At 57.6% G+C, this 21073-nt stretch carries 20 protein-coding genes; 8 read left to right on the forward strand and 12 right to left on the reverse strand.

Annotation, left to right across the window (positions count from 1 at the left end; translation table 11 throughout):
* Nucleotides 1–150 precede the first annotated feature (150 nt).
* Nucleotides 151–585, forward strand: coding sequence for a hypothetical protein (locus PbB2_RS05395; RefSeq protein ID WP_133245727.1), 435 nt, complete (start codon nt 151–153; stop codon nt 583–585).
* A 117-nt stretch (nt 586–702) separates the two neighbouring features.
* Nucleotides 703–3435: a bifunctional lysylphosphatidylglycerol flippase/synthetase MprF gene (gene mprF / locus PbB2_RS05400; protein WP_192576181.1), complete on the forward strand. Its 2733-nt coding sequence runs from the start codon at nt 703–705 to the stop codon at nt 3433–3435.
* Here mprF and PbB2_RS05405 read toward each other — a convergent pair.
* Nucleotides 3432–4619 carry a BaiN/RdsA family NAD(P)/FAD-dependent oxidoreductase gene (locus tag PbB2_RS05405; RefSeq protein ID WP_108984247.1) on the reverse strand — a complete coding sequence of 396 codons (1188 nt, stop codon included), beginning with the start codon at nt 4617–4619 and terminating at the stop codon, nt 3432–3434. The two genes, mprF and PbB2_RS05405, sit on opposite strands and share 4 nt — an antisense overlap.
* 100 nt (nt 4620–4719) lie before the next feature.
* Here PbB2_RS05405 and PbB2_RS05410 point away from each other — a divergent pair, with 100 nt between their 5' ends.
* Nucleotides 4720–5808, forward strand: a complete 1089-nt coding sequence (locus PbB2_RS05410) for an aldo/keto reductase (protein WP_108984248.1) — start codon at nt 4720–4722, stop codon at nt 5806–5808.
* A gap of 2 nt (nt 5809–5810) precedes the next feature.
* On the opposite strand, the gene PbB2_RS05415 is transcribed toward PbB2_RS05410, so the two are convergent.
* Together PbB2_RS05415 and PbB2_RS05420 are read right to left on the reverse strand one after the other, a co-directional pair.
* Nucleotides 5811–7016 (reverse strand): Lcl C-terminal domain-containing protein, encoded by a 1206-nt coding sequence (locus tag PbB2_RS05415; protein WP_108984249.1) that lies wholly within the window; start codon nt 7014–7016, stop codon nt 5811–5813.
* A gap of 17 nt (nt 7017–7033) precedes the next feature.
* A complete protein-coding gene (locus PbB2_RS05420) occupies nt 7034–7486 on the reverse strand; it encodes a MarR family winged helix-turn-helix transcriptional regulator (protein ID WP_108984250.1) in 453 nt (150 codons plus the stop codon).
* 146 nt (nt 7487–7632) lie between these two features.
* On the opposite strand from PbB2_RS05420, the gene PbB2_RS05425 reads away from it, so the two are divergent.
* A complete protein-coding gene (locus tag PbB2_RS05425) occupies nt 7633–8922 on the forward strand; it encodes an Hsp70 family protein (RefSeq protein WP_108984251.1) in 1290 nt (429 codons plus the stop codon).
* 7 nt (nt 8923–8929) lie between these two features.
* Here PbB2_RS05425 and PbB2_RS05430 read toward each other — a convergent pair whose 3' ends face one another.
* The gene (locus tag PbB2_RS05430) at nt 8930–10948 is read right to left on the reverse strand and encodes an acetyl-CoA carboxylase biotin carboxylase subunit (RefSeq protein ID WP_108984252.1); all 2019 of its coding nucleotides are present in this window, start codon (nt 10946–10948) and stop codon (nt 8930–8932) included.
* A gap of 198 nt (nt 10949–11146) precedes the next feature.
* Between PbB2_RS05430 and PbB2_RS05435 the strand changes: the two genes are divergently transcribed.
* Together PbB2_RS05435 and PbB2_RS05440 are read left to right on the forward strand one after the other, a co-directional pair.
* Nucleotides 11147–11536: a hypothetical protein gene (locus PbB2_RS05435; RefSeq protein ID WP_238164865.1), complete on the forward strand. Its 390-nt coding sequence runs from the start codon at nt 11147–11149 to the stop codon at nt 11534–11536.
* Nucleotides 11533–11736 (forward strand): helix-turn-helix transcriptional regulator, encoded by a 204-nt coding sequence (locus tag PbB2_RS05440; RefSeq protein ID WP_108984254.1) that lies wholly within the window; start codon nt 11533–11535, stop codon nt 11734–11736. The genes PbB2_RS05435 and PbB2_RS05440 overlap by 4 nt, the downstream gene beginning before the upstream one ends.
* Here the strand turns inward: PbB2_RS05440 and PbB2_RS05445 are convergent.
* The 6 genes from PbB2_RS05445 to PbB2_RS05470 form a co-directional block, all read right to left on the reverse strand.
* The gene (locus tag PbB2_RS05445; RefSeq protein ID WP_238164866.1) at nt 11733–12227 is read right to left on the reverse strand and encodes an ion channel; all 495 of its coding nucleotides are present in this window, start codon (nt 12225–12227) and stop codon (nt 11733–11735) included. The two genes, PbB2_RS05440 and PbB2_RS05445, sit on opposite strands and share 4 nt — an antisense overlap.
* Before the next feature lie 111 nt (nt 12228–12338).
* Nucleotides 12339–13379, reverse strand: a complete 1041-nt coding sequence (locus tag PbB2_RS05450) for a class I SAM-dependent methyltransferase (protein ID WP_108984255.1) — start codon at nt 13377–13379, stop codon at nt 12339–12341.
* Between the two features lie 47 nt (nt 13380–13426).
* Nucleotides 13427–14347: a lysophospholipid acyltransferase family protein gene (locus PbB2_RS05455; protein ID WP_108984256.1), complete on the reverse strand. Its 921-nt coding sequence runs from the start codon at nt 14345–14347 to the stop codon at nt 13427–13429.
* Between the two features lie 23 nt (nt 14348–14370).
* Nucleotides 14371–15372 (reverse strand): tetraacyldisaccharide 4'-kinase, encoded by a 1002-nt coding sequence (gene lpxK / locus PbB2_RS05460; protein ID WP_108984257.1) that lies wholly within the window; start codon nt 15370–15372, stop codon nt 14371–14373.
* Nucleotides 15372–16667, reverse strand: coding sequence for a 3-deoxy-D-manno-octulosonic acid transferase (locus tag PbB2_RS05465; protein WP_133245728.1), 1296 nt, complete (start codon nt 16665–16667; stop codon nt 15372–15374). The genes lpxK and PbB2_RS05465 overlap by 1 nt, the downstream gene beginning before the upstream one ends.
* Complete coding sequence (locus PbB2_RS05470) at nt 16664–17434, reverse strand: lysophospholipid acyltransferase family protein (protein ID WP_108984259.1); 771 nt, start codon at nt 17432–17434, stop codon at nt 16664–16666. Before PbB2_RS05470 ends, PbB2_RS05465 begins: the two co-directional genes overlap by 4 nt.
* A 41-nt stretch (nt 17435–17475) precedes the next feature.
* Between PbB2_RS05470 and PbB2_RS05475 the strand changes: the two genes are divergently transcribed.
* On the forward strand, nt 17476–18213 hold the full coding sequence (locus PbB2_RS05475; protein ID WP_108984260.1) for a protein tyrosine phosphatase family protein: 738 nt from the start codon (nt 17476–17478) through the stop codon (nt 18211–18213).
* A gap of 289 nt (nt 18214–18502) precedes the next feature.
* On the opposite strand, the gene PbB2_RS05480 is transcribed toward PbB2_RS05475, so the two are convergent.
* Nucleotides 18503–19102 (reverse strand): TetR/AcrR family transcriptional regulator, encoded by a 600-nt coding sequence (locus PbB2_RS05480; RefSeq protein WP_192576182.1) that lies wholly within the window; start codon nt 19100–19102, stop codon nt 18503–18505.
* A 72-nt stretch (nt 19103–19174) separates the two neighbouring features.
* On the opposite strand from PbB2_RS05480, the gene PbB2_RS05485 reads away from it, so the two are divergent.
* Nucleotides 19175–20059 (forward strand): SDR family NAD(P)-dependent oxidoreductase, encoded by an 885-nt coding sequence (locus PbB2_RS05485; protein WP_108984262.1) that lies wholly within the window; start codon nt 19175–19177, stop codon nt 20057–20059.
* A gap of 498 nt (nt 20060–20557) precedes the next feature.
* On the opposite strand, the gene PbB2_RS05490 is transcribed toward PbB2_RS05485, so the two are convergent.
* The gene (locus tag PbB2_RS05490) at nt 20558–21058 is read right to left on the reverse strand and encodes a GAF domain-containing protein (RefSeq protein WP_108984263.1); all 501 of its coding nucleotides are present in this window, start codon (nt 21056–21058) and stop codon (nt 20558–20560) included.
* Nucleotides 21059–21073: the final 15 nt, after the last annotated feature.

Genomic DNA, 21073 nt, shown 5'->3' on the forward strand with positions numbered 1-21073 from the left:
GTCGGCACTGGTGGATAATTCCATCTGCCTGCTGCAATTTTTCCAGCGCTAAACGTCTCGTTTACCAACGCGATTCACACTGCAAGGATCATTTAGGAGACGCTTGTGGCGCGTGCAGAAGAAAAACAACAACTTGAATCTGAAAGCCAAATGGCACAACGCCGCGCACAACGCGCATCATGGGCCCTGTTGCAACGGGTCCACACCACCCTCGACCTGTCTTGTGCTGATGTCATCGAAGTGATGGCCAAAGATGCCGGGGCTCATGTCGCACTGCTCGCCCGGCAGTTTCCGGGCGTGCATTTTGAACTCAATCATGAGGCAACCCGCTGTGCGGACTCCATCCGCATTCTGTGGGCGCCAGATGGACTAACCAATCCAATCGCCCCTTCTCGGTTGCAGGCCTATGATGCGGTGATTATCACCCATCCGCCTGAGGCGGTAAGTGAGACATTGGCCGCCTTCAAAGGCTTTGCCCGCGTTGCTGCCGTTCGGGAATTTGCTAAAGGCCGCGCTTTAGCGATTTTCGGCAAAGGACTTGCGCGGGATTTGTTCAAGGCCAGGGTGCGCGACATCGCCGCCTAAAGCGTTTGGTTCGCTGACGCCCCAGGTGTGGCCAGATGTTGAATTAAGGCCTTCTGGCACGTGATCGACACCGCGCCTGATTGCCAGCATGCCCGGATGCAGGCACCATAAGCCATTGTGAGCGGCTTTGACGACGACATCCATGAGGAACCGGGTGATGACACCGCCCGGTCACCCGTTTGGCTCAGCGCTCTGGCGCTCGGTTGGGCCCGCCTGCGCGGTGGCCTCACCCATCCTTTGGCGACCGCAGGCTTCAGCCTGATCATATTTGGCCTGGCGCTCTGGCTCATCCACACGGAAATGACGCACCACAGCGTGCAGGACCTCACGCGCGTTTTAAATCAGGTTAGTCCGTGGACGCTCTTGGTGGCGCTGGCCTGTGTGGGGCTTTCCTATCTTGCTTTAGCAGCTAATGACCGCTTTGTTTTGAACTTGCTGGGCAAAAGTCTGCCGCGCGCGCGGACAGCGCGGGCCAGTATTGCCACGTATGCCTTGGCCAATAGTCTAGGCTATTCATGGGTGACTGCTGGAACCGCGCGGCAACGGCTTTACCGCAAATGGGGCCTACAACCTTCTGAAATTGGGGCATTATCCTTTCTGACCGGTTCTGGTGTCCAGATAGGGGGCCTCAGCATTGCGGGGTTGGGCCTGTTGGTTGCTGCGCCAGAAGTAGCCACACATGGCCCTTTGTCGAGCCTGTTCTGGTATGGGCTTGGACTGCTACTCTGCATACCCGGGACGTTGTGGCTGATCTATGCCCGCCGAGGACCATTGCGGGCGCAGATCGGTGGGGCCAGTGTGCACCGTCCCGAACTTGGGCCTGCTGCCCGTCATCTGCTCTTGGTTGCCGGGGAATGGGTGTGTGCAGCAGCCGTGCTCTATGTGCTCCTGCCCGATCATGGGGGATGGTCTTTTCCGGCCTTTCTGGCGGTCTATGTGCTGGCAGGCTTGCTGGGGGCGTTGTCAGGTAGCCCCGGCGGACTGGGTATCTTTGAGGCCGCAATCCTCACTTTTGCCCCCATCACGCAGGATACGCCCGGCGCGGCGGTCGCACTTGTGCTCTATCGACTTCTTTACACATTCGTACCACTGGTGATCGGTACCATCATCCTCGGGCTGGACCATGCAACTCCAGCAGCACGGCCTGCGACAGAGGCAGCCCGAAAATTGGGTTCAACCTTGAGCTCGACCTTGGGTGCACGCCTCGGTGCCCGCGTTGGCCTTACATTGGGCGAGGCAACCCTGGAGCTATCCCCGCGCATCCTTGCAACCCTCGTCTTTGCCGCAGGGCTCGTCCTACTGGCTTCAGTTGCCACCCCAGCCATGGCCGCGCGCATGCAGGCCATTGATGCGTGGGACTTGCGCGCGATCTCAGACCTCTCCCACTTTGCCACAAGCATCATAGGGGTGTTGTTATTGTTGGTGGCCTCCGGGCTTTGGCGCAAAGTTGCTGCTGCATGGGGGGCCGCCATCATCTTGCTGACGGGGGGCATTGTCTTCTCCCTTGCCAAAGGCCTCGACTGGGAAGAAGCGAGCATTCTGACAGTCATCCTGCTGCTGACATTGCCATGCGGGCCTGCCTTTACACGCAAATCAGCCTTGGGGCCCTCTTTATTATCGCCCGGCTGGATCGCAGCCCTTTTGGGTGCAGTTGCTGCTGCAGCGTGGTTAGCCCTGTTCACCCATCAAAACGTCGACTTCAGAACTGAGATGTGGTGGGATTTTGTGCGCGATGCCGATGCTGCCCGCAGCCTGCGCGCACTGACTGCAGCCTCCGTCATTACTTTATTTGCCACAGTCGCAGCCCTTCTCACACCTTGGCGCGCGCAATTTCGCCGAAAGAGCGCGCCCGAAGAACTTGCCCTGATTGAAGACATCCTCGCTCACGCCGACAGTGCCCGCGCGGACGCCAATCTTGCATTTTTGGGCGACAAGCAATTTGTGTTTTCCCGGTCAAACCGAAGCTTTGTCATGTATCGACCCCGGGGCAATCGATGGGTGATTTATGGTGATCCGATTGGCCAAGCGGGCGAGCGCCAAGAGTTAATCGCCTCGGTGCGTGAAGCTGCCGATCAAGCCGGGGCAAGGCCAATTTATTACGCGATCTCACGCGATGTGGTGCCCGACTTTGCCGAAGCGGGCTATGTCGTGCGCAAGATTGGCGAGACTGCAATCGTTGAACTGGCAGACTTTTCTCTCAGCGGCAAAGCCGCCCAGAACCTGCGCACAGCGCGCAACCGCCTGCAGCGTGAGGGCATGGTATTCAATCTTGCTCAAGCCGCTCAAACCCCTGCCCTGCTTGATGAGATGGAGCCAATTTCAACCGCATGGCTTAAAGCCCATCATGGCGGGGAAAAGACCTTTTCCCTTGGGTCGTTTGACCGGGCGTATCTCAGCCGCTTCCCAACGGCCTATGTGCGCGACCCCCAAGGCCAGATGGTCGCCTTTGCCAGCCTATGGACCACTGCCGATGGGCAGGAAATCGCCATTGACCTGATGCGCCATCGTCCTGATGGCCCCAATGGGGTGATGGATTTTCTGTTTGTTGAGATCGCCTTATGGGCTCAAGCAAACGGCTATCAACGCTTCGATCTGGCCATGGCACCGCTGTCTGGCTTGCAGGACTTTAAAGGTGCGCCCCTATTGGCGCGGCTTGGGGCCATCGTGTTCGAAGAGGGCGAGGCGGTTTATGGCTTCCGCGGGCTTCGCCGCTTTAAGGACAAGTTCAATCCCACTTGGAAACCGCTCTATCTCTGTGCCCCGCCCGATGTGATGTTGCCAGCGGCCCTTCTCGATGTGGCAGCCCTAACAAGTGGCGGCTTAAGGGCGATGGTGAAGGGCAGCGCTTAGACCGCCTCGCCTGCTGCCACCCCACTCGACCAAGCCCATTGGAAATTATAGCCACCAAGCCAACCCGTGACGTCGACGGCTTCGCCGATAAAATAGAGGCCCGGGACCGCCTTCACCTCCATCGTCTTTTGATTGAGGGCGGCGGTATCAATGCCGCCCTTGGTCACTTCGGCCTTGGCATAGCCCTCATCTCCCACAGGCGTCAGGTCCCAATGGTGCAGGGTCTGAGACAAGCTTCGCAGTTGTGCGTCTTTCAGGTCTGCCATGGGGCGGTCCAGCCCCGCCTTGTCGGCCAAGGCATGGGCTAAGCGCTGGGGTAAACGCTCGGCCAAGATGGTTGCGGCCTGCGCGCGCGGGCGGGCGGTCTTTGCCTCAATCAGCCACTGATCGGCTTTGATATCGGGCAGGAGGTTGAGATGGATGCTCTCGCCTTTATTCCAATAGGAACTGATCTGAAGGATGGCAGGCCCAGATAGGCCCCGATGGGTAAAGACCATGCCTTCGCGAAAAGCTGTCTTGCCTTTGGCCGCTACCCCTTCAAGCGACACCCCTGCCAGAGGCCGCATCAATTCAATATCCTTGATCCCAAACACCAAGGGCACAAGCGCAGGCTTGGGCTCTATCACGGCTAGGTCAAACTGGCGGGCAATCTCATAGGCAAAGCCCGTAGCGCCCAATTTCGGGATAGACGGGCCGCCTGTGGCGATGATGAGGCTTGGTGCTATGGCCCGACCCACGTGCGTGGTGACGACATAATTCTCGCCCGACCGCGCCACTTCCTGGACCTGCACATCGGTTGCGATCGTCACCCCACCTTTGGTGCATTCAGCCAGCAACATATCGACGATGAGGCGCGCCGCCCCTGCCCCTTCGCAGAATAATTGCCCCAAGGTCTTTTCATAAAACGGAATATGATAGGATTTAACCAAATCGATGAAATCATATTGGGTGTAACGGGCAAGCGCCGAGCGCGCAAAATGGGGATTGGCCGAGATAAAGCGGTCGGGCTTAATCTCCATATTGGTGAAATTGCATCGCCCACCGCCCGAAATCAGGATTTTCGCCCCGACCGTGCTGGTATGCTCAAGCAGAAGCACTTTTCGGCCACGTTGCCCGGCGCGCGCAGCCGCCATCAGGCCTGCCGCTCCTGCCCCCACCACAATCACATCAAATGTCTCTGCCATGCTCGGGCCTTATCGCCATCACGCATTTAGGGATAGCCAAGGATGCAGCACAGCGTGTAGCCTGCCTTGAAACGAGACAATAATTGGAGGAGGCGCGCCGATGAAATACAAAACTCTGGGCCGGACTGGTCTTGTCGTGTCGGAGATGTGTCTGGGCACCATGACCTTTGGCGGTAGCGGTGGCATCTGGTCAGCTATAGGCGGGCAGGATCAGGATACTGCGAGCAATCTTGTTCGCCAGGCCTTTGATGCGGGTATCAATTTTTTTGATACAGCCGATGTTTACGCCAATGGTATCTCAGAACACATGTTGGGCCAGGCTGTGATCGACAAAGGCCTGCGCCGTGATGAGATTGTCATTGCCACCAAGGCCCATGGACGGGTTCAGGATCTGTTGCCGCCTGATGCCAGTCCACATGCTGAGGCCGAGGCCAAGCGTCGGCAAACCACGCGCAATATCTCGGGTCTGTCGCGCAAACATCTGTTCGACGCCATCGACGCCAGTCTTCGGCGGCTGAAAATGGATCATGTCGACCTCTATCAGATCCACGGCTATGACCCGCTGACCCCGCTTGAGGAAGTGATGGATAGCCTCAATGACATCGTCCGCTCAGGCCGTGTCCGCTATATCGGCCTGTGCAACCGGGCTGCGTGGGAAACCGCCAAAGCCAATGGCATCGCTGAACGGCACAATTATGCCCGTTTTGAATCCATGCAAATGTATTACACCTTGGCCTCGCGCGATCTCGAACGCGAGGTCGTACCACTGGCCATGAGCGAGAAACTCGCCATCTTGCCGTGGAGTCCGCTGGCTGGGGGTCTGTTATCAGGTAAATTCAAGCGCAATCAGGCAGGCCCCAATAATGCCCGCCGGGCCAGCTTTGACTTCCCGCCTGTCAATAAGGAACGGCTTTTCGATTGCGTTGAAGCGATGGAACCCATTGCGGCGGCCCATCAGGTTTCTGTCGCACAAGTCGCGCTGGCGTGGCTGCTGCATCGGCCTTGGGTGACCAGCGTTATCATTGGGGCCAAGACCGAGGAGCAATTGAGCGATAATCTTGGTGCGGTTTCGGTGCGCTTAAGCGCGGACGAGCTTGCAACCCTCGACAAAGTCTCTGCCTTGCCGCCCGAATATCCCGGCTGGATGTTTGAGGTTCAAGGCCGTGATCGGGCAAGTTCCGTGGGCTAATTTCACCGGGCATCGCGCACACATATGGCAAGGTGGTGCCCGCGAATATCATCCCCTTGTGGACCAAAACCCTGAGGGAATTGCCCGGGCAAAGCGGTTTTGGGATCGCTGCGCATGGCTCCTGCCCCATGGACATCCAGCCAACGCCTATGCCCGGAACCCGGCGGGGTTTCCATAAAGCCTTGGGCTTGGCCAATTGCCGCATAGACAGCCAGCTCCCCCGCTTGTTGGAAAGCCCGCCCTGCCTCGCTGGCTGGAGGCGGGCCTTCTAAATGGGTGGTTGATGACCAAAGATAGGTTTTTGGATCGCTCAGCTTGAAAACAGGGTCGATGGCAGGAATGCGGTCATAATCCACGATGGAATGCAATTCCTTGGCATTGGGTAATCGCCAATCCTGATGTCCAGCCAGCGTCAGCCCGTCGCAATAGGCCAAGGCATCAGCCCAGGATCGTGGTGTGGCATCATCTTGGCGCTGCCACATGAGCTGTGTTGCTTGATCATGGACTGTGTCGGCCGCAGCGGCAAAATCATTCCCGCCATAAGGCTTGCCACGCACCAGCCGAACGCCAAGCCGGTGCGGCGTTCTCATTTGGTTGGCTGGATCCATAACAGGATAGCCCTTGATCCGGCCATCGGCAAAATTGACGCCGAAGACCGTGTCATCCCGACCCATGGTTTTCCCAACATAGCGCGTTGAGCTCCACTCCTGCACATCGATCGGGCGCTGTCCTTCCGCAGCATCACCCAAGCCCAATCCCTTGCCATAGGCAAACTGGAACACGGAGGTGTCGATATAGGGCCGGGAGTTTGCAGGATCGCCGCGATAGCTGCCCCGGTAATCAATCAAAGAATAGAGCTCACGAATGGTTGGAACCCGCCAATCATCATGGCCACCCAGACGGCTGGCCCGCGCATAGCCAGCGCTTTGGGCATATGTCAGCGGGATGCTGGGGGCTTTTGCCCACTCAAGGCCTGTGACCATGTCGCGCACAGTGCCATCCCCGAGATCTTTGTAGGAAGCCCGATTGCCGGGGTGCTGGGCATTCTGCCCAGACAAAGCCCGCCCTTGGAGCGGGCAAGGGATAACCTCCCCCGTCACGCCGTAACATTGGTCCTGACCCGTGCCGACAATCGGATAATGTGCTTTAGAAGCTGGGGCTTGGGCTAAGGCCTGGCTTGTCCAGCTGATTAGGACAAGACAAGCCATAGAAGCGCATAGTTTGGTCAATACCCGCATTCGTCATCTCCCAATTTGGCGTGGGGCGGTTTGCCACCAAGGGCGTCACGCAGCTTGCGGGCCGTCTGGCTTAGGCCCTCAGCTTGTGAGGTTCCAATGCTGTGGCACAGCATCCGATCCACCTGCATCCAAGCCCGCTCAATCTCAGGGATCAAAGCCCTCCCCGCTTCGGTCAAGGCAATAGCGGTCTGCTTTTGGTCGGCCACACTGTGTCGGTTGATCAGGCCATCACGCGCCAATCGGGTGAGCATGATCGTCACGGTTGGGGGAGCCAAATCAAAGGCGAGCGCCAATTGGGCCTGCTTAAGCGGCCCATTTTCGGCAATTGCCATCAGCATACGTGCCTGTCTTGGGTGCAGCCCGATGGGTGCCAAAGCATCGCGTAGCTGCGCTTCGATCAAATGTGCGGCGTGCAGAATGGGATGAAAAAGAGGGCGCATTGGAAAAAAATATTAGATATCTAACTTTTGTCAACAAGTCGGCTCAAGAAAGCCTGCAGCGATGAGATGGAGGTGCCTGTCACCATCAGCTCTGACTCGTTTGACCCTAGACAACCCTCCGCCAGACCGTTAAGCCCACCGCCCCCATGACACATCGCCCCACCCTTGGTCTCGACTTCGGGACAACCAACAGTGTTGCAACCTTGCCCGATGGGCAGGGCAAAAGTCGTGCGATTGGCTTTGCCCACGATCAGGCCTTGGTTCAGGCCTGTCGGTCGGTTTTGTGCTTTTGGTTGGATGAAGAAGATGACCGCGCTAAGCCAATGATGGAAATAGGGCCTTGGGCGATTGATCGGTTTTTGGAATTGGGTGGAGATTGTCGCTTCATTCAGTCGTTTAAGACTTTTGCAGCCAGCCCCCTCTTCACCAGCACCGTGATCTTGAACCGCAATTGGAAGTTTGAAGACCTGTTGGCGGCTTTTCTGCGCCGACTGGCAGAGCGCGCCGACAGCCCGTTCCCGCGCCGCGTACTGGTGGGCCGACCCGTGAAGTTTGCCGGCTCCCGATCGGATGAAGACCTAGCACGCACACGCTATCAAGCCGCGCTAACCCAAGCCGGTTTCGATGACATCGCCCATGTTTATGAACCTGTGGCAGCGGCTTTTTTCTTTGCGCAGCGTTTGACACGCGATGCCACCATTCTGGTCGCTGATTTTGGCGGCGGGACGAGTGATTTTTCCATTTTGCGCTTTCACCACAGCGCCAAAGGCCGCCACGCAGAAGCCTTAGCCCACCGCGGCATCGGTATCGCCGGGGACCGCTTTGACCAACGTATCATCGACCATGTTGTCTCCCCCTTGTTTGGAAAAGGCTCTGATTATGCCAGTGACGGCAAAGTGTTGCCGTTGCCATTGGCCTATTTCAGCCGATTTTCGCAATGGAACCAATTGTCGATCATGCGCCATACGCGCGATTACCAGGACTTGCAAAAGCTGGCTCGTCAGGCCCTGTCGCCGCAAAAAGTCCAAGCCTTCCTCGATTTTCTCGACGCTGAGGCCAGTTATCACCTCTACCAAGCCATTGGGCAGGTTAAGACACGCCTGTCCCAGCATGATGATGCGATCTTCCGCCTGAGCTTTGGCCGCCATCATTTACAGGCTGAGGTCAAACGCGCTGATTTTGATGCCTGGATCGCGCCCGATCTGGCCGACTTGGATGCCTGTGTTGGCGAGGCTCTATTGGCTGCGGGATTGGATGAGGGTGGCATTGACCGGGTGTTCCTGACCGGCGGGTCAAGCTTTGTACCGGCGGTAAAAACCCTGTTCGAGACCCGCTTTGGGGCTGCAAAAGTCGAGACGGGCGATCAATTCGTGTCCATCGCACATGGACTTGCGCTGATCGCGCAAGAAGCCGACCCCACGCCATGGCTGGCCTGACATAGGTTCAGGCCAGTTCTACGAGGATTTCATCAGCCGCTACCGCCGCCCCTGCCCCGACATGGACTTTGGCCACTTTGCCATCGCGTTCGGCTCGAATGATGTTTTGCATCTTCATGGCCTCGACAATGGCGATGGCCTCGCCGGATTTGACTTCCTGACCGGCAACCACATCAATCGACACAACCAAACCCGGCATGGGGGAGATGATCAGACGGGAGGTATCGGCCGCGACCTTTTCTGGCAGCTTGGCGTGCAGTTCTGCATCGCGCGGGGTTGCCACGATCACAACAGCTTTGGCCCCTCGATATTGGAACTCATAGCCTTGGACGCGATCTTTGAATTTAACAGCAAAGCCCTCATCCTCGAATACACCGCGGGCGTGGGCTGTACCCGTAATCAAACGGTCACCGGGTTTGAAGTCGCTCTTAATCTCAATGGTCTCGCCGCTCTCAAAACGGACATGAGCGCCATCGGGCGTGATCTCGACATGGAGGGGGTGATAGGTGCCCTCAATGCGCACGACCCAGTCGCTCCGGATCGGCTTATGCGGGGTCATGCGGCCACTGATTTCACCATCACGGGCCAGTTTCCGCATATGGACGAGCGCGCCGACCCCTGCCATCAGGCGCTGGATTTTGTCGGTCAAAGGGGCGCCTTTGAAGCCGTCTGGGAACTCATCCTTGATATAGGCGGTTGTAATGTCCCCGGACCGGAAGCGGCTTTCTTCCATAACCGCAGCTAGAAACGGGATATTGTCCTGAATGCCTTCGATCAAAAACGTATCAAGCGCGGCAGCCTGAGCATCAATGGCCGATAAGCGATCTGGACCCCAGGTGACCAGTTTTGAGATCATGGGGTCATAGAACATCGAAATCTCATCGCCCTCGCGCACACCGGCATCATTGCGCACTTTATGGGTGCCAAAATCACCCTCAACCGGCGGCAGATAGCGCTTCAAGCGACCAATGGAGGGCAAGAAGTTACGATAAGGATCTTCGGCATAGATGCGGCTTTCAATGGCCCAGCCATTGATTTTGAGGTCTTGCTGCTGGAAAGACAAAGCCTCACCTGCAGCCACCCGCAGCATTTGCTCAACCAGATCAAGCCCGGTGATGGCCTCAGAAACCGGGTGTTCCACCTGCAGGCGGGTGTTCATTTCCAGAAAATAGAAGCTCTTGTCCTTGCCGGAGGCGACAAATTCCACCGTCCCAGCGCTGTCATACCCGACAGCCTTGGCGAGTGCGACGGCTTGGGCCCCCATGGCCGCACGGGTTGCCTCGTCGAGAAGCGGGCTTGGGGCCTCTTCAATGACTTTTTGGTTGCGCCGCTGGATCGAGCACTCGCGTTCGAACAAATGGACGACATTGCCGTGCTTGTCGCCCAAGACCTGGATTTCGATATGGCGTGGGGCCAGAATGAATTTCTCGATAAAGATGCGGTCATCGCCAAAGGCATTCTTGGCTTCTGCGCGCACGGCCGGGAAGCCTTCTTCGACGTCCTTGCGGTCATAGGCCACGCGGATGCCCTTGCCGCCACCGCCAGCCGACGCCTTAATCATGACCGGATAGCCAATCTCTTCAGAAATCGCGACCGCATGGGCGGTGTCCGCAATTTCGCCAATATGGCCCGGCACGCAGGAGACGCCAGCGGCCGCCGCAGTCTTCTTGCTTTCGATCTTGTCGCCCATGGCATGGATGGCATGGGGATTAGGACCAATGAAGACGATGCCCTCATCGGCACAACGCTGGGCAAATTCCACTTTTTCCGACAAGAAGCCAAAACCTGGATGAACGGCTTGAGCCCCGGTTTGTTTGACGGCGGCTATAATCTTGTCGATCACCAGATAGGATTCTGCCGCAGGAGCCGGGCCGATAAACACTTTCTCATCGGCCATTTCGACCGCCATGGAATCGCGGTCAGCCTCGGAAAACACAATCACCGTCTTCACGCCCATGCGGCGGCAGGTCTTGATGATACGAACGGCCACCTCGCCGCGATTGGCAATCAGGATCTTGTCAAACATATGTGCGTGCGCCCCTGAAGCAGCGAACCTGTCGGCTCGCTTTTGCTATGTTGGCCCCCGAGTAGAGGGCAATTTGTGCAGATGCAATGCGACGCTTGGACCAGAAATGCAAGCCACCTGCGATGTAAGCTTGACCTGACATTCTTCCGATGTTAGGTTTACCTGACATTACGGACTGCGATGGTGGAGGACAAAGTCGTGGAACAGACACCCCAAGCCAAGACCTATATCACACGAACCTTCATGTTCATGGGCATCTATGTCCTGATCAATATTGTTGCGATTGCCGGCACCATGGACGGTTTGCCTCCCCCCGCCCGCTGGCTTGTGTCATTCATGGTGAGCCTACCGATTGCCGGGCAGATTTGGGCCACACTGGTGATGATCCGCGACAGTGACGAATTCATCGGGGCTTTTTTGGCGCGGCAATTCATCTTGGCTTCCGGCGTCGCCATGGCCCTTTTCTCGGCATGGGGTTTTGCGGAAAGCTATGCCGGGGCCGCCCATGTCCCTGGCTGGATGATTTATCCCCTGTTCTGGGCCTGTTTTGGCCTTGTGGCCCCCTTTGCGCGCAAGCCAGCCAAATGATCAACAATGTCCGTGCTTTACGAACTGCCAGGGGTCTTACCCAAGCCGATCTTGGGCAGGCTTTGGGGGTCTCACGTCAGGCAATCATCGCGATCGAGGCCGACCAACATGACCCCTCGCTCGATCTCGCATTCAAAATGGCTGCGCTCTTTGAAACCGAGGTTGAAGCAATCTTTGTGAACCCACACCGGCAAACTTAAGAACGATCCCCCTTATCGAAGCGGGGGTCGAGCCATTCATGTTCCAGTGACCGCAAGCGGCCAATGACGGTGATCAGAAACGCGGTCGACCAGCCCAACAGAATGACACCATTGGCCGCTTCGATCGCCCCAACCAGACGCCAATCACGCGGCAGGATCACATCGCCATAGCCCAGCGACACAAAGGTGACTGTGGAAAAATAAAGAGCCGTCTCGAAATCTTGAAAAGCGTTCAAGCCGAAATGATAAACCATGGCATAAAGCCAAATCTCCACCGTGTGGATGGCGAACAGGCCAAAAACGACAAACAGGATCGCCAGAACCCGGATCGAAAAATGTGGCGCGCTGGGATTGGTCAGGGGTTGGCGCTGCCGGATCAGCAACATCAAAGTGGCCAAACCGACGAAATGCACGATGACCGTGACTGCAACCATGGCCGATGAGACGGCCAGCGTGTCCCAGATGTCCGTGATGAAATTGACCACACCCACTCTGGTTGCCCTTTCGGTTGGTATCCGCCTGTTGAACCTTCATAGGCTGTTAGAGCCAAGCCGTCACCACTCTATCGCGCGACCTTGGGTCACACAGACCAAAGTTGGGCATCAACCCGACTTCACAAATGTCCAGGCCTTGGTGAGGAAGGCGCGGGCTTGGTCAGTAGGATGCAAGCCCGCTTCGGCCATCATGGCGACCATATCGGTGGAGAGCCAAGACGTGAAAAAGGGCTCATGGAAGCCTGCCGGAAAAGCATCCAATAGCCTGTCTAAATTGGGGTCATCCCCGGTTTGCAGCGCATCAGCCAAAATGAACATGCCGCCGGGCTTCAGGATGCGTGCAGCCTCGGCCACCACGGCTTTACGAACCCGTGGGGGCAGTTCGTGGAACAAATAGATGCAGACAATCCGGTCTATTGTGGTGTCACCAAAAGGCGTGGCTTCTGCAGCGGCACTGATGGCTTTGGCATTGCGATAGGGGGCAAGCGCGTGCCGGGCCTTGGCCGCATAGGCTGGAGACATATCGAGGCATGTCAAAGACAAGCGCGGGAAATTGCGCATGATTTCCGCGCCGAACTGACCTGTTCCACAGGCAATTTCAACACAGGTCACTGTGCGCTGATCAAGCCCCCTCAGACTGCGGGCAAGCAAGGCCAGTGCGGTAGCCCGCCGCATCGCCCCAGCGGAGCCGGTAAAAATGGTCTCAACCTGAAAATCATACAAATCAGCGCTGGCATCACTCAACCAGCCATCGGTCTGCCAATGAAAGTTCTGGCGAAAATAGGCCGGATACCCCTGCCCCAGTCCCTGCTCGCGCACCTCCACCCCTTTGCCCGCAAGACGGCGGCGATCCAACTCCCGGACATCGGCCAGATAGGCGCGACTTTTGCGGACCTGGGCAAGTTGCGGGCCGATCGCAGGTGGCCGATAGAGACCAGCGCGGATATGGGCAAAATCCTGGTCAAAGGCAGCCCGGAACGCCAACCGGAGACGCGTTAAGTCGGGCTTGGGTTTATCAGAGGCGAATGGCGCTTCACCGGGACGGTCAAACGGGGCTGAAATCGCGCGAGTCAGGCCGTAATGGGCCCCATAAAAGGCCAGTTTGGCGGCATTGCCTGCCCGATAAGCCATGGCTTCAAGCGCATTCATGGGTCCAACATAGGCTGCTTGGCACTATTGTCCAAGGCCATCTTGGCCTAATCCATGACCCCCGCATCCATCCAAGCCTTTTTTGGCCAGCGCGCGTGAACCCAAAACCATTGTTCGGGGGCTTTCAGGATAGTCTCTTCCATAAAGCGATTAATCCGCAGCACTGAGGCATGGACTGCATCATCTACCGAGGCGTCAAAGTCCATCATCATGGGCTCTTGAACCTCAACCTTGAACTTAACCCCACCCAACCGTTTGACGGTCATGGTCTGCAAGGGTGCCTTAAAACGGTAAGCCAGACGCGATGGGCCGTCGGCAGTCTTGCACATATGGCCAAAGAAAGGGGCTTCGACCCCGGTTTCATATTTCTGGTCGTTCATCATGGCCACAGAGCCACCTTTAGCCAGAATGCGCATGAGACTAACCCCGCCTGAGGGGCCTTTGGGCGCAAAGAGCCGCACACCATAATCGGCACGCGCCTGCACAATCGTGTCGTCCACCCAGATATTATTGGCCGGGCGATAGGTCACCCGGCAATCCACCCCGCGCCGCACAATGGCCGCAGGCATGACTTCCCAATTGGCGAAATGGCCTGAGATGAACACACCAGCTTGTCCGGTGCCGACATAGCGGTCGAGAATATCCAGTCCGTCGAAGTCCGCCCGACTTTCAGGGGTAAACAGACCCATGGACGCCAGATGAGGGAACTCTCCCACCACGCGGCCCAGATTGTCCCACATGGCGTCGAGCATTTCGCGCTCTTCCTGGGGCGTGATGCGGGGAAAGGCCAATCGCATATTATAGCGCGCGGTCTTGTGCGCACTGGTGATGGGGCCAAGGGTCCGGGCAAAACGGGCACCGGCATTGGAAGCCTCATCCAGCGACATGGCGCTAATCCGGTTCCAATAGGCGTGAAACGCCCAGGATTCCACCCGTTTGAAAAGAGACTGGCGACGGCCTGCTGTCATGGCGAAATCCTAATTGGAAAATCCTACTGGCCAGTGGAAAAACTGTCGAGTTTGCCACGCACCCACGTGGTAAAGGCACTGACGTCGGTCAAGCGGGCCTTGATGTCGACCACCGTAACTTGCGCAGCAAAATCGGGTGGCAGCCGGACCCAATCCTTGCGGGTGGTCACAAGCCGCGCGCCACAGGCTTGTGCGGTTTTGGCCAAACGGGCCAACTCATCAGCGCGATACATATGGTGGTCAGGGAAGGGATAAAGATCAACCACATCGAGACCAAGAGCGCGTAACGTCGCATCAAATTTCTCAGGCCGCCCGATGCCGCAAAAGCCAAGAACCGGTCCTGAAATCTCTATGGGTTCTGGTTCGAGAAACGCATGAAACACAGGCCCTGAGAAGCCAACGATATCCTCCGCCGTGTCTTCACTGAGACGCCCCACCACAATCAAAGCGTCGGCCCGTTTGAGGCCATTGGCCGGGGTCTCTCTGAGCGGCCCCGCCGGGATGAGATGGCCGTTGCCAAAGCCAGTCTGCCCATCAACCACGACCAGACTGATTGTCTTGGCCAGACTTGGGTTCTGGTGACCATCATCGAGAATGAGGCCAGCCATACCAGCCGTGACCGCCAGCTTGCCGGCACTGCCCCGGTCTCGCCCAATGAAAACAGGCCCGTCGTGGGAAAGCATCAAGGGCTCATCGCCAACATCGGCGGCGTCATGCAGAGCTGGATCAACAGCCACCGGCCCTTCAAGACGCCCGCCATAGCCGCGCGACACAATGCCCACCGGCCCTGAAAGCACATCTTGCAACACACCCCGCAATGTCTGGGCCAGCGGGGTCTTGCCGGTGCCCCCAGCTGTCAGATTTCCCAGGCAGACGACAGGCACGGCCAAGGCCAAAGGCTGGGCGCGGGCGAGTCTGCGGGCCACACTTGCCCCATAGAGCGCGCCGAATGGGCTGAGCAACAGGCGCAGAATTGGTGCAGAATCACGGCCATGCCGGATGGTCCAGAAGGCAGGCGCACGCATTAGTTTTGCCTGCCCAGCAAGGCCAAAAGGCCAGTAACTGTATCGGCCATCGCACTTGCCCCTTCCGCGATCACCTCCCCTGCCTGGCGGGTCAGAGCATCGCGCCGATCCGGATCACCTAGGAGGCCTGCAACTGCCAAGGCAATGCGGTCGGAACTGTGATCATCCACAATGATGGCCCCATCATGGTCCTCCAGCGCCTGATAAAGATCCCGGAAGTTTTCCACAAAGCTCCCACTGATGACAGCCGAGCTCAATTGCACGGGCTCTACGGGATTATGCCCGCCAATGCCCGGCTGCAAACTGCCCGCCACAAAGGTCACAGGTGCCAGTTTCATGGCCAAACCCAGCTCGCCTAATGTATCCCACAGCCAGATTGGCGTGCTTGGGTCTGGCACTTGGCCACTTGAACGCTTGACCGGCACAAGGCCCTGCTTACGACATGCAATTTCTACGTCCATCGAGCGCTCAGGATGACGCGGAGCCAAGATCAATAACGCGTCTGGCGCACCCAATCGTAAGGCGGTATGGGCGGCAATCAGCACCTCATCCTCGCCGGCATGGGTCGAGGCAGCCAACCAAACAGGACGCTCTCCAATCTGATGCTTAAGGGCACTGATCTTACCAGGCTCGATTCGAGGCGGAGTGACCGCCAATTTGAGATTGCCAATCGTATTGATCGGGCCGTCTCGGAACAGGCTAAGCGCTCCAGCAGTCCGTTGGTCAGCAGACATGGCCAGGTCAAATAGGGAGAAGAGATGGCGCGCTGTGCGCATCCGCCCGGCCCAACCCTCAATCGACCGACGGGTCATGCGAGCATTGACCAAAGCCAGTGGGATATGGGCCGCTTTGGTTGCCAGCAGCAGATTGGGCCATATTTCGCCCTCCACAAATACCGCCAGATCAGGCCGCCAGCCTGTAACGAAAGCCACTGCCGCTGCGGGGGTATCGACCGGGATATAGCGGTGTAAATCGGGCGCAGAAAGACGTTTGGTCATCAGGTCTGCCGATGTACGTGTGCCGCTGGTAAACAGGAAGATAAGGTTAGGATCGGCCTCGCGAAGCTTCTCTGCCAACCCAAAGCCAACCAGACTTTCCCCCACACTGGCCCCATGGATCCACACCAACCGACCGCTTGGGCGGGTAATCGGAGCAGTACCGAGACGCTCGTTGAGCCTAGCGGGGTCTTCCTTGCCACGCGCTGCACGGCGCTGCAGGACGCCGGGAAGAAAGCGTTCGAAAACGCCCATCCCCATCCGATAAAGCCTAAGGGCAAAAGGCAAGGATCCGCTCACGCAGGCACCTCGTCTGCCGGGTGAGCCTTAGCAACAGGGCCAGGTTCAATCACCGGCCCACCCACCAAGCGATCGGCCTCCTGCATGGCCGCGGTCAAAGCGGTTTCAAGCGCAAGGCGCACCTGTTCCAACGCCGCTTCATCGGCTTTGGGGGGAATATGGATCGGCGCACCAAACACAATCACGCCGCGCGAGAATAAGGGGGGAAGATGGAAGCGGTCCCAGCTTTTGGCATAGGCTGCCCCCTTAACGGCAAAGGCAGAGGGCAACAAAGGTACTTTTGCCATTTTGGCAACCCGCACCGCCCCCATTTGAGCGCGCATGCGCGGCCCACGCGGACCATCAGGCGTGACCCCGACGCACCCTCCCTTTACGGCATGAGACAACATCTGGCGGAACGCTTGTAAGGCCCCCTTATCCTCCGTCTCGCCATCAGCCTTCTTCTTCGAGGACGATCCACGTACAACTTGGCGGCCGACCAATTCAGCCGCTCGGGCCACAAATTGTCCATCGGGGGATAAGGATATCAACATCAACATCGGCTGGACATTACGCGGCCAGATCGAATGCGCCCCCATGATGCGCGAATGCCAATAGCACCACACCACGCCTTTACCCGATTGCCAGACCGGTTCGGCCAAGTCCCGTCCGATGTAAGTCCAGCGTGTGGTGACCCGCACAAGGATCATCCAGGCGGCCAAAAACAAGGCAAATCCCCATTGGACGGGCGAAGAACGAAAGAAAGCGCGCGAGAGTTTTTTGCTCATGATGGGGCTCCATAGCGAGGCTTGCGCGCAAACGCGAGTGCATGGGCGCCACAGCCAAGGCTTGCAGGAACCTCCAGGCCCGCCTAGATGCGGGTCCGTCTAAGGAAATCTCACCTGTGCCCAAGTTTGATCTGACCACGCCTGAACGCCGCAAAGCCGCCGAGCGCGACTATTGGTGGAATGACCATGCCTTTTTGCGCGCGCGCTTTCAGAACAAATATCAGATCAGCCCCCGTATGTGGCGGTCAAACCAGCCAAGTCCTGAGCAATTGGCCGATTGGAAAGCCCAAGGCATCAAAACCATCGTCAATCTGCGCGGCGATACCGACGCAAGCTTTACCGTTTTGGAAAAAGAGGCTTGCGAGAAATTGGGGCTCAATCTGGTATTTCTGCACAGTGAGAGCCGTGGCGCGCCTTATGCTGAGCGTTTGATCGAAGCCAAAAAGGCCTTTGACACGATGGAGTATCCCGCGGTGATGCACTGTAAGTCTGGCGCTGATCGGGCCGGCACGATGAGCGTGTTTTATCTGTATCAAATCGAAGGTGTGCCGCTGGCCGAAGCTCGCAAGCAATTGAGCTTCAAATATCTGCACATCAGCGCCGCTAAAACCGGCATTTTGGATTTCTTCTGGGATGAATGGGCCAAGATCGAGGCCACGGGCCGCATCGATTTCTGGACCTGGCTTACCACCGAATATGACCGCGACGATCTTAAAGCTCGCTATAAGCCGCAAGCAGCTTGGAGCTGGATCGTCGATAATATTTTGAAGCGGGAATAAGTGGGGCGCGCAGAGCAAGCGCCCTCCAAAGACACAGGCGCAAAGCGCTCTGCTCGCACAAAAGTCACTTACCCAACAAAAGCACACCAACAATTCCTGCCAGCGCGCCGACCAAAAATGCTGTCATGTCAATGGCGCTTGGCCGAACCACTTTCTTTGTGCGGTCGATCACTATTTTGATCATGACGAGGATCCACCCTGCGTTTCAAAAACAAGCTCATCTATTAATCTCAAATAGCAGCTTAAACAGACATTGAGTGCAGTCAGGCACACAATGATAGACAAGGACTTAGCCGCTGTGGCGCGCAATCCAGCCATCCACCATGGCAAGACTGCCCTCATAAGCAAGGTCTGGCGCACCATCAGGCGGTAGCTGGCCATCGAGTGCCAGAGTGCCGATTCCGTGGCTCAGACCCCATAAAAGCTGGGCACCTTGGTTTGGACTGGGAGACTGAAGCCCGCGCTCTCCGATCAAGCGGGTCATCAGCTCAATCAGGGTTCGAGCGGGACCTGCAGCGGCGCGATGCAGGTCTGGGTAAAGCGCACGGTCTGCAAAATCTGGACTTCGCATCAGGCGATAGAGATTGGGATGATCGAGGATGAATCGCACATAATTGGCCCCCCCAGACGCCAAAGCCAGGCGCACATCGGTTTGCGACGCTTGGATAAGTTGTTTGCTTGCCTGAAGCCGAACAAACCCCTCTGTCGCCACCGCCGCCAAGAGGGCGGAGCGGTCGGCAAAATGGTGATAGGGTGCCATGGAACTGACCCCGACAGTGCGTGCAAGGCCGCGCAAGGACAAGGCCGCCGGTCCGTCACATTCCAGCACATGAAGGGCCGCCTGAATCAAGGCCTCTCTCAACTCTCCATGATGATAGGGTTTCGTCATCGCATCAGGCTCCTTGACGCGCCTTAACAACATATCTATGCATTGTAAACTTTACAACGTAAGGATTAAGCCATGCTGATTGTGATGACAGGGGGAACACGGGGATTAGGCCGGGTGGCGGCCCAGTGTCTCAAAGCAGAGGGACTGAAAATCATGGGGGCGCGCGACATGGTCGCTGTGCCGGACGGCTGGCTTGGCTCTCACCTCGACCTCAGTTCATTGAAGAGCGTGCGGGCTTTTGTGGCCTCCCTGCCCGATGGTCCGATATCCCACCTCATCCTCAATGCGGGGGGACAGTCCCCGACCGCTGCTGGTCGAACCGAGGACGGCTTTGAGACGACTTTTGCCAGCAATCATCTGGCACATTATCTGATGCTGCGTCTCTTGATGCCTCGCCTTGCAGAGCAGGCTCGAATTGTGATCACCTCAAGCGGCACGCATGACCCGCGCGAAAAAACCGGCGTGCCTCCGCCCCGCCATGCCGATGCCTATCGCCTTGCCTATCCGGAACGGGAAGACCGACCCGAAAAATCTGACCTAGGGGCGGGCATGCGGGCCTATTCATCCTCCAAGCTGTGCAATGTGATGACGGCTCGTTTTCTGGCCCGCTCAGCTGAGGCCATCAGCCGGGACTGGCAGGTGTTTGCCTATGACCCCGGCGCGACGCCTGGCACGGGTCTTGTGCGGCATCATTCCTGGGCCATACGAAATCTGATCTGGCCGATTCTGCCGATGGTGATCCCATTCTCGCCAGGCTTCAACACGATGAGAAATGCCGGCCGCGGGCTGGCGCATTTGGCAGAAGGTGCCACTGCCCCGCAGGGTAAAGTCTATGCGGCTTTACGCCGTGGCCGTCTGACGTGGCCCGATCCGTCAGATCTTGCCCGCAATGATGAGGCCTGCGCCAAACTCTGGGCCGATAGCGCTGATTTGCTGGGGCTTGATCATGGATTGTGACGCTTGAGATCTGAAGCGCGTTTGGCAATGGCCTATGGAGGTCCCCGCTCTTCGCTACGCTCCGGCGGGGATGACACCGTTAAAAAAGCTCAATTATACAGAGATGTGTCATCCCGGACGGCGGTAGCCGGTCCGGGACCTCATACCGCACATGCGCACCAAGGTCCCCGCTCTGCGCTACGCTCCGGCGGGGATGACACCGTCAAAAAAGCTTAATTATACAGACCGTTGTCATCCCGGACGGCGATAGCCGATCCGGGACCTCATACCGCACGTGCGCACCAAGGTCCCCGCTCTGCGCTGTGCTCCGGCGTGGATGACACCGTTAAAAAAGCATAATTATACAAATCGTTGTCATCCCGGACGGCGGTAGCCGATCCGGGATCTCGTGGCGCACATGCGCACCATGGTCCCCGCAACACACTTGGCCCGGGCGGGGATCACATCAAGAAAACTTTGACGCGGTGGTGCCAAATCTCGTGCCCCCAACGCTAAAGCTCAAGCTGTCAACAAAACGCCGCAAATCGCTTCAAGGCCTGCTTGGTCGACGTCGTCAAATGCCGCAAGCTCGGTTGAATCAACGTCCAAAACAGCGGCCAGTGCGCCCTCGGCATCATAGACTGGCACAACAATCTCACTGTTGGAGCGGCTGTCGCAGGCAATGTGACCTGGAAAAGCATGCACGTCCTTGACCAATTGGGTTTTGCCAGACGCTGCTGCTGCCCCACATACACCCTTGCCAAACGGAATACGCAAACAGCCCAACGTACCCTGATAAGGACCCACAACCAACTCAGTCGGTTTAAGGGGATCCACCACGTAAAAGCCGGTCCAGAAAAAGCGCGGGCCAAATGCCTGCACCAAAAGGCTGACGGCTGTGGCATAACGGGCGGTATGGCTGGTTTCGCCTGCCACGACCGAGGTAATCATCGCAGCCACCTCGCGATAGCGGGCAGCTTTATCAGCAGGCAGGTCATCAGGGGAAAAGGTTTCAGCCATGCGCGCTATCTAGGT

The sequence above is a fragment of the Candidatus Phycosocius bacilliformis genome (assembly GCF_003112735.1).
Lineage (GTDB): Bacteria > Pseudomonadota > Alphaproteobacteria > Caulobacterales > Aquidulcibacteraceae > Aquidulcibacter > Aquidulcibacter bacilliformis.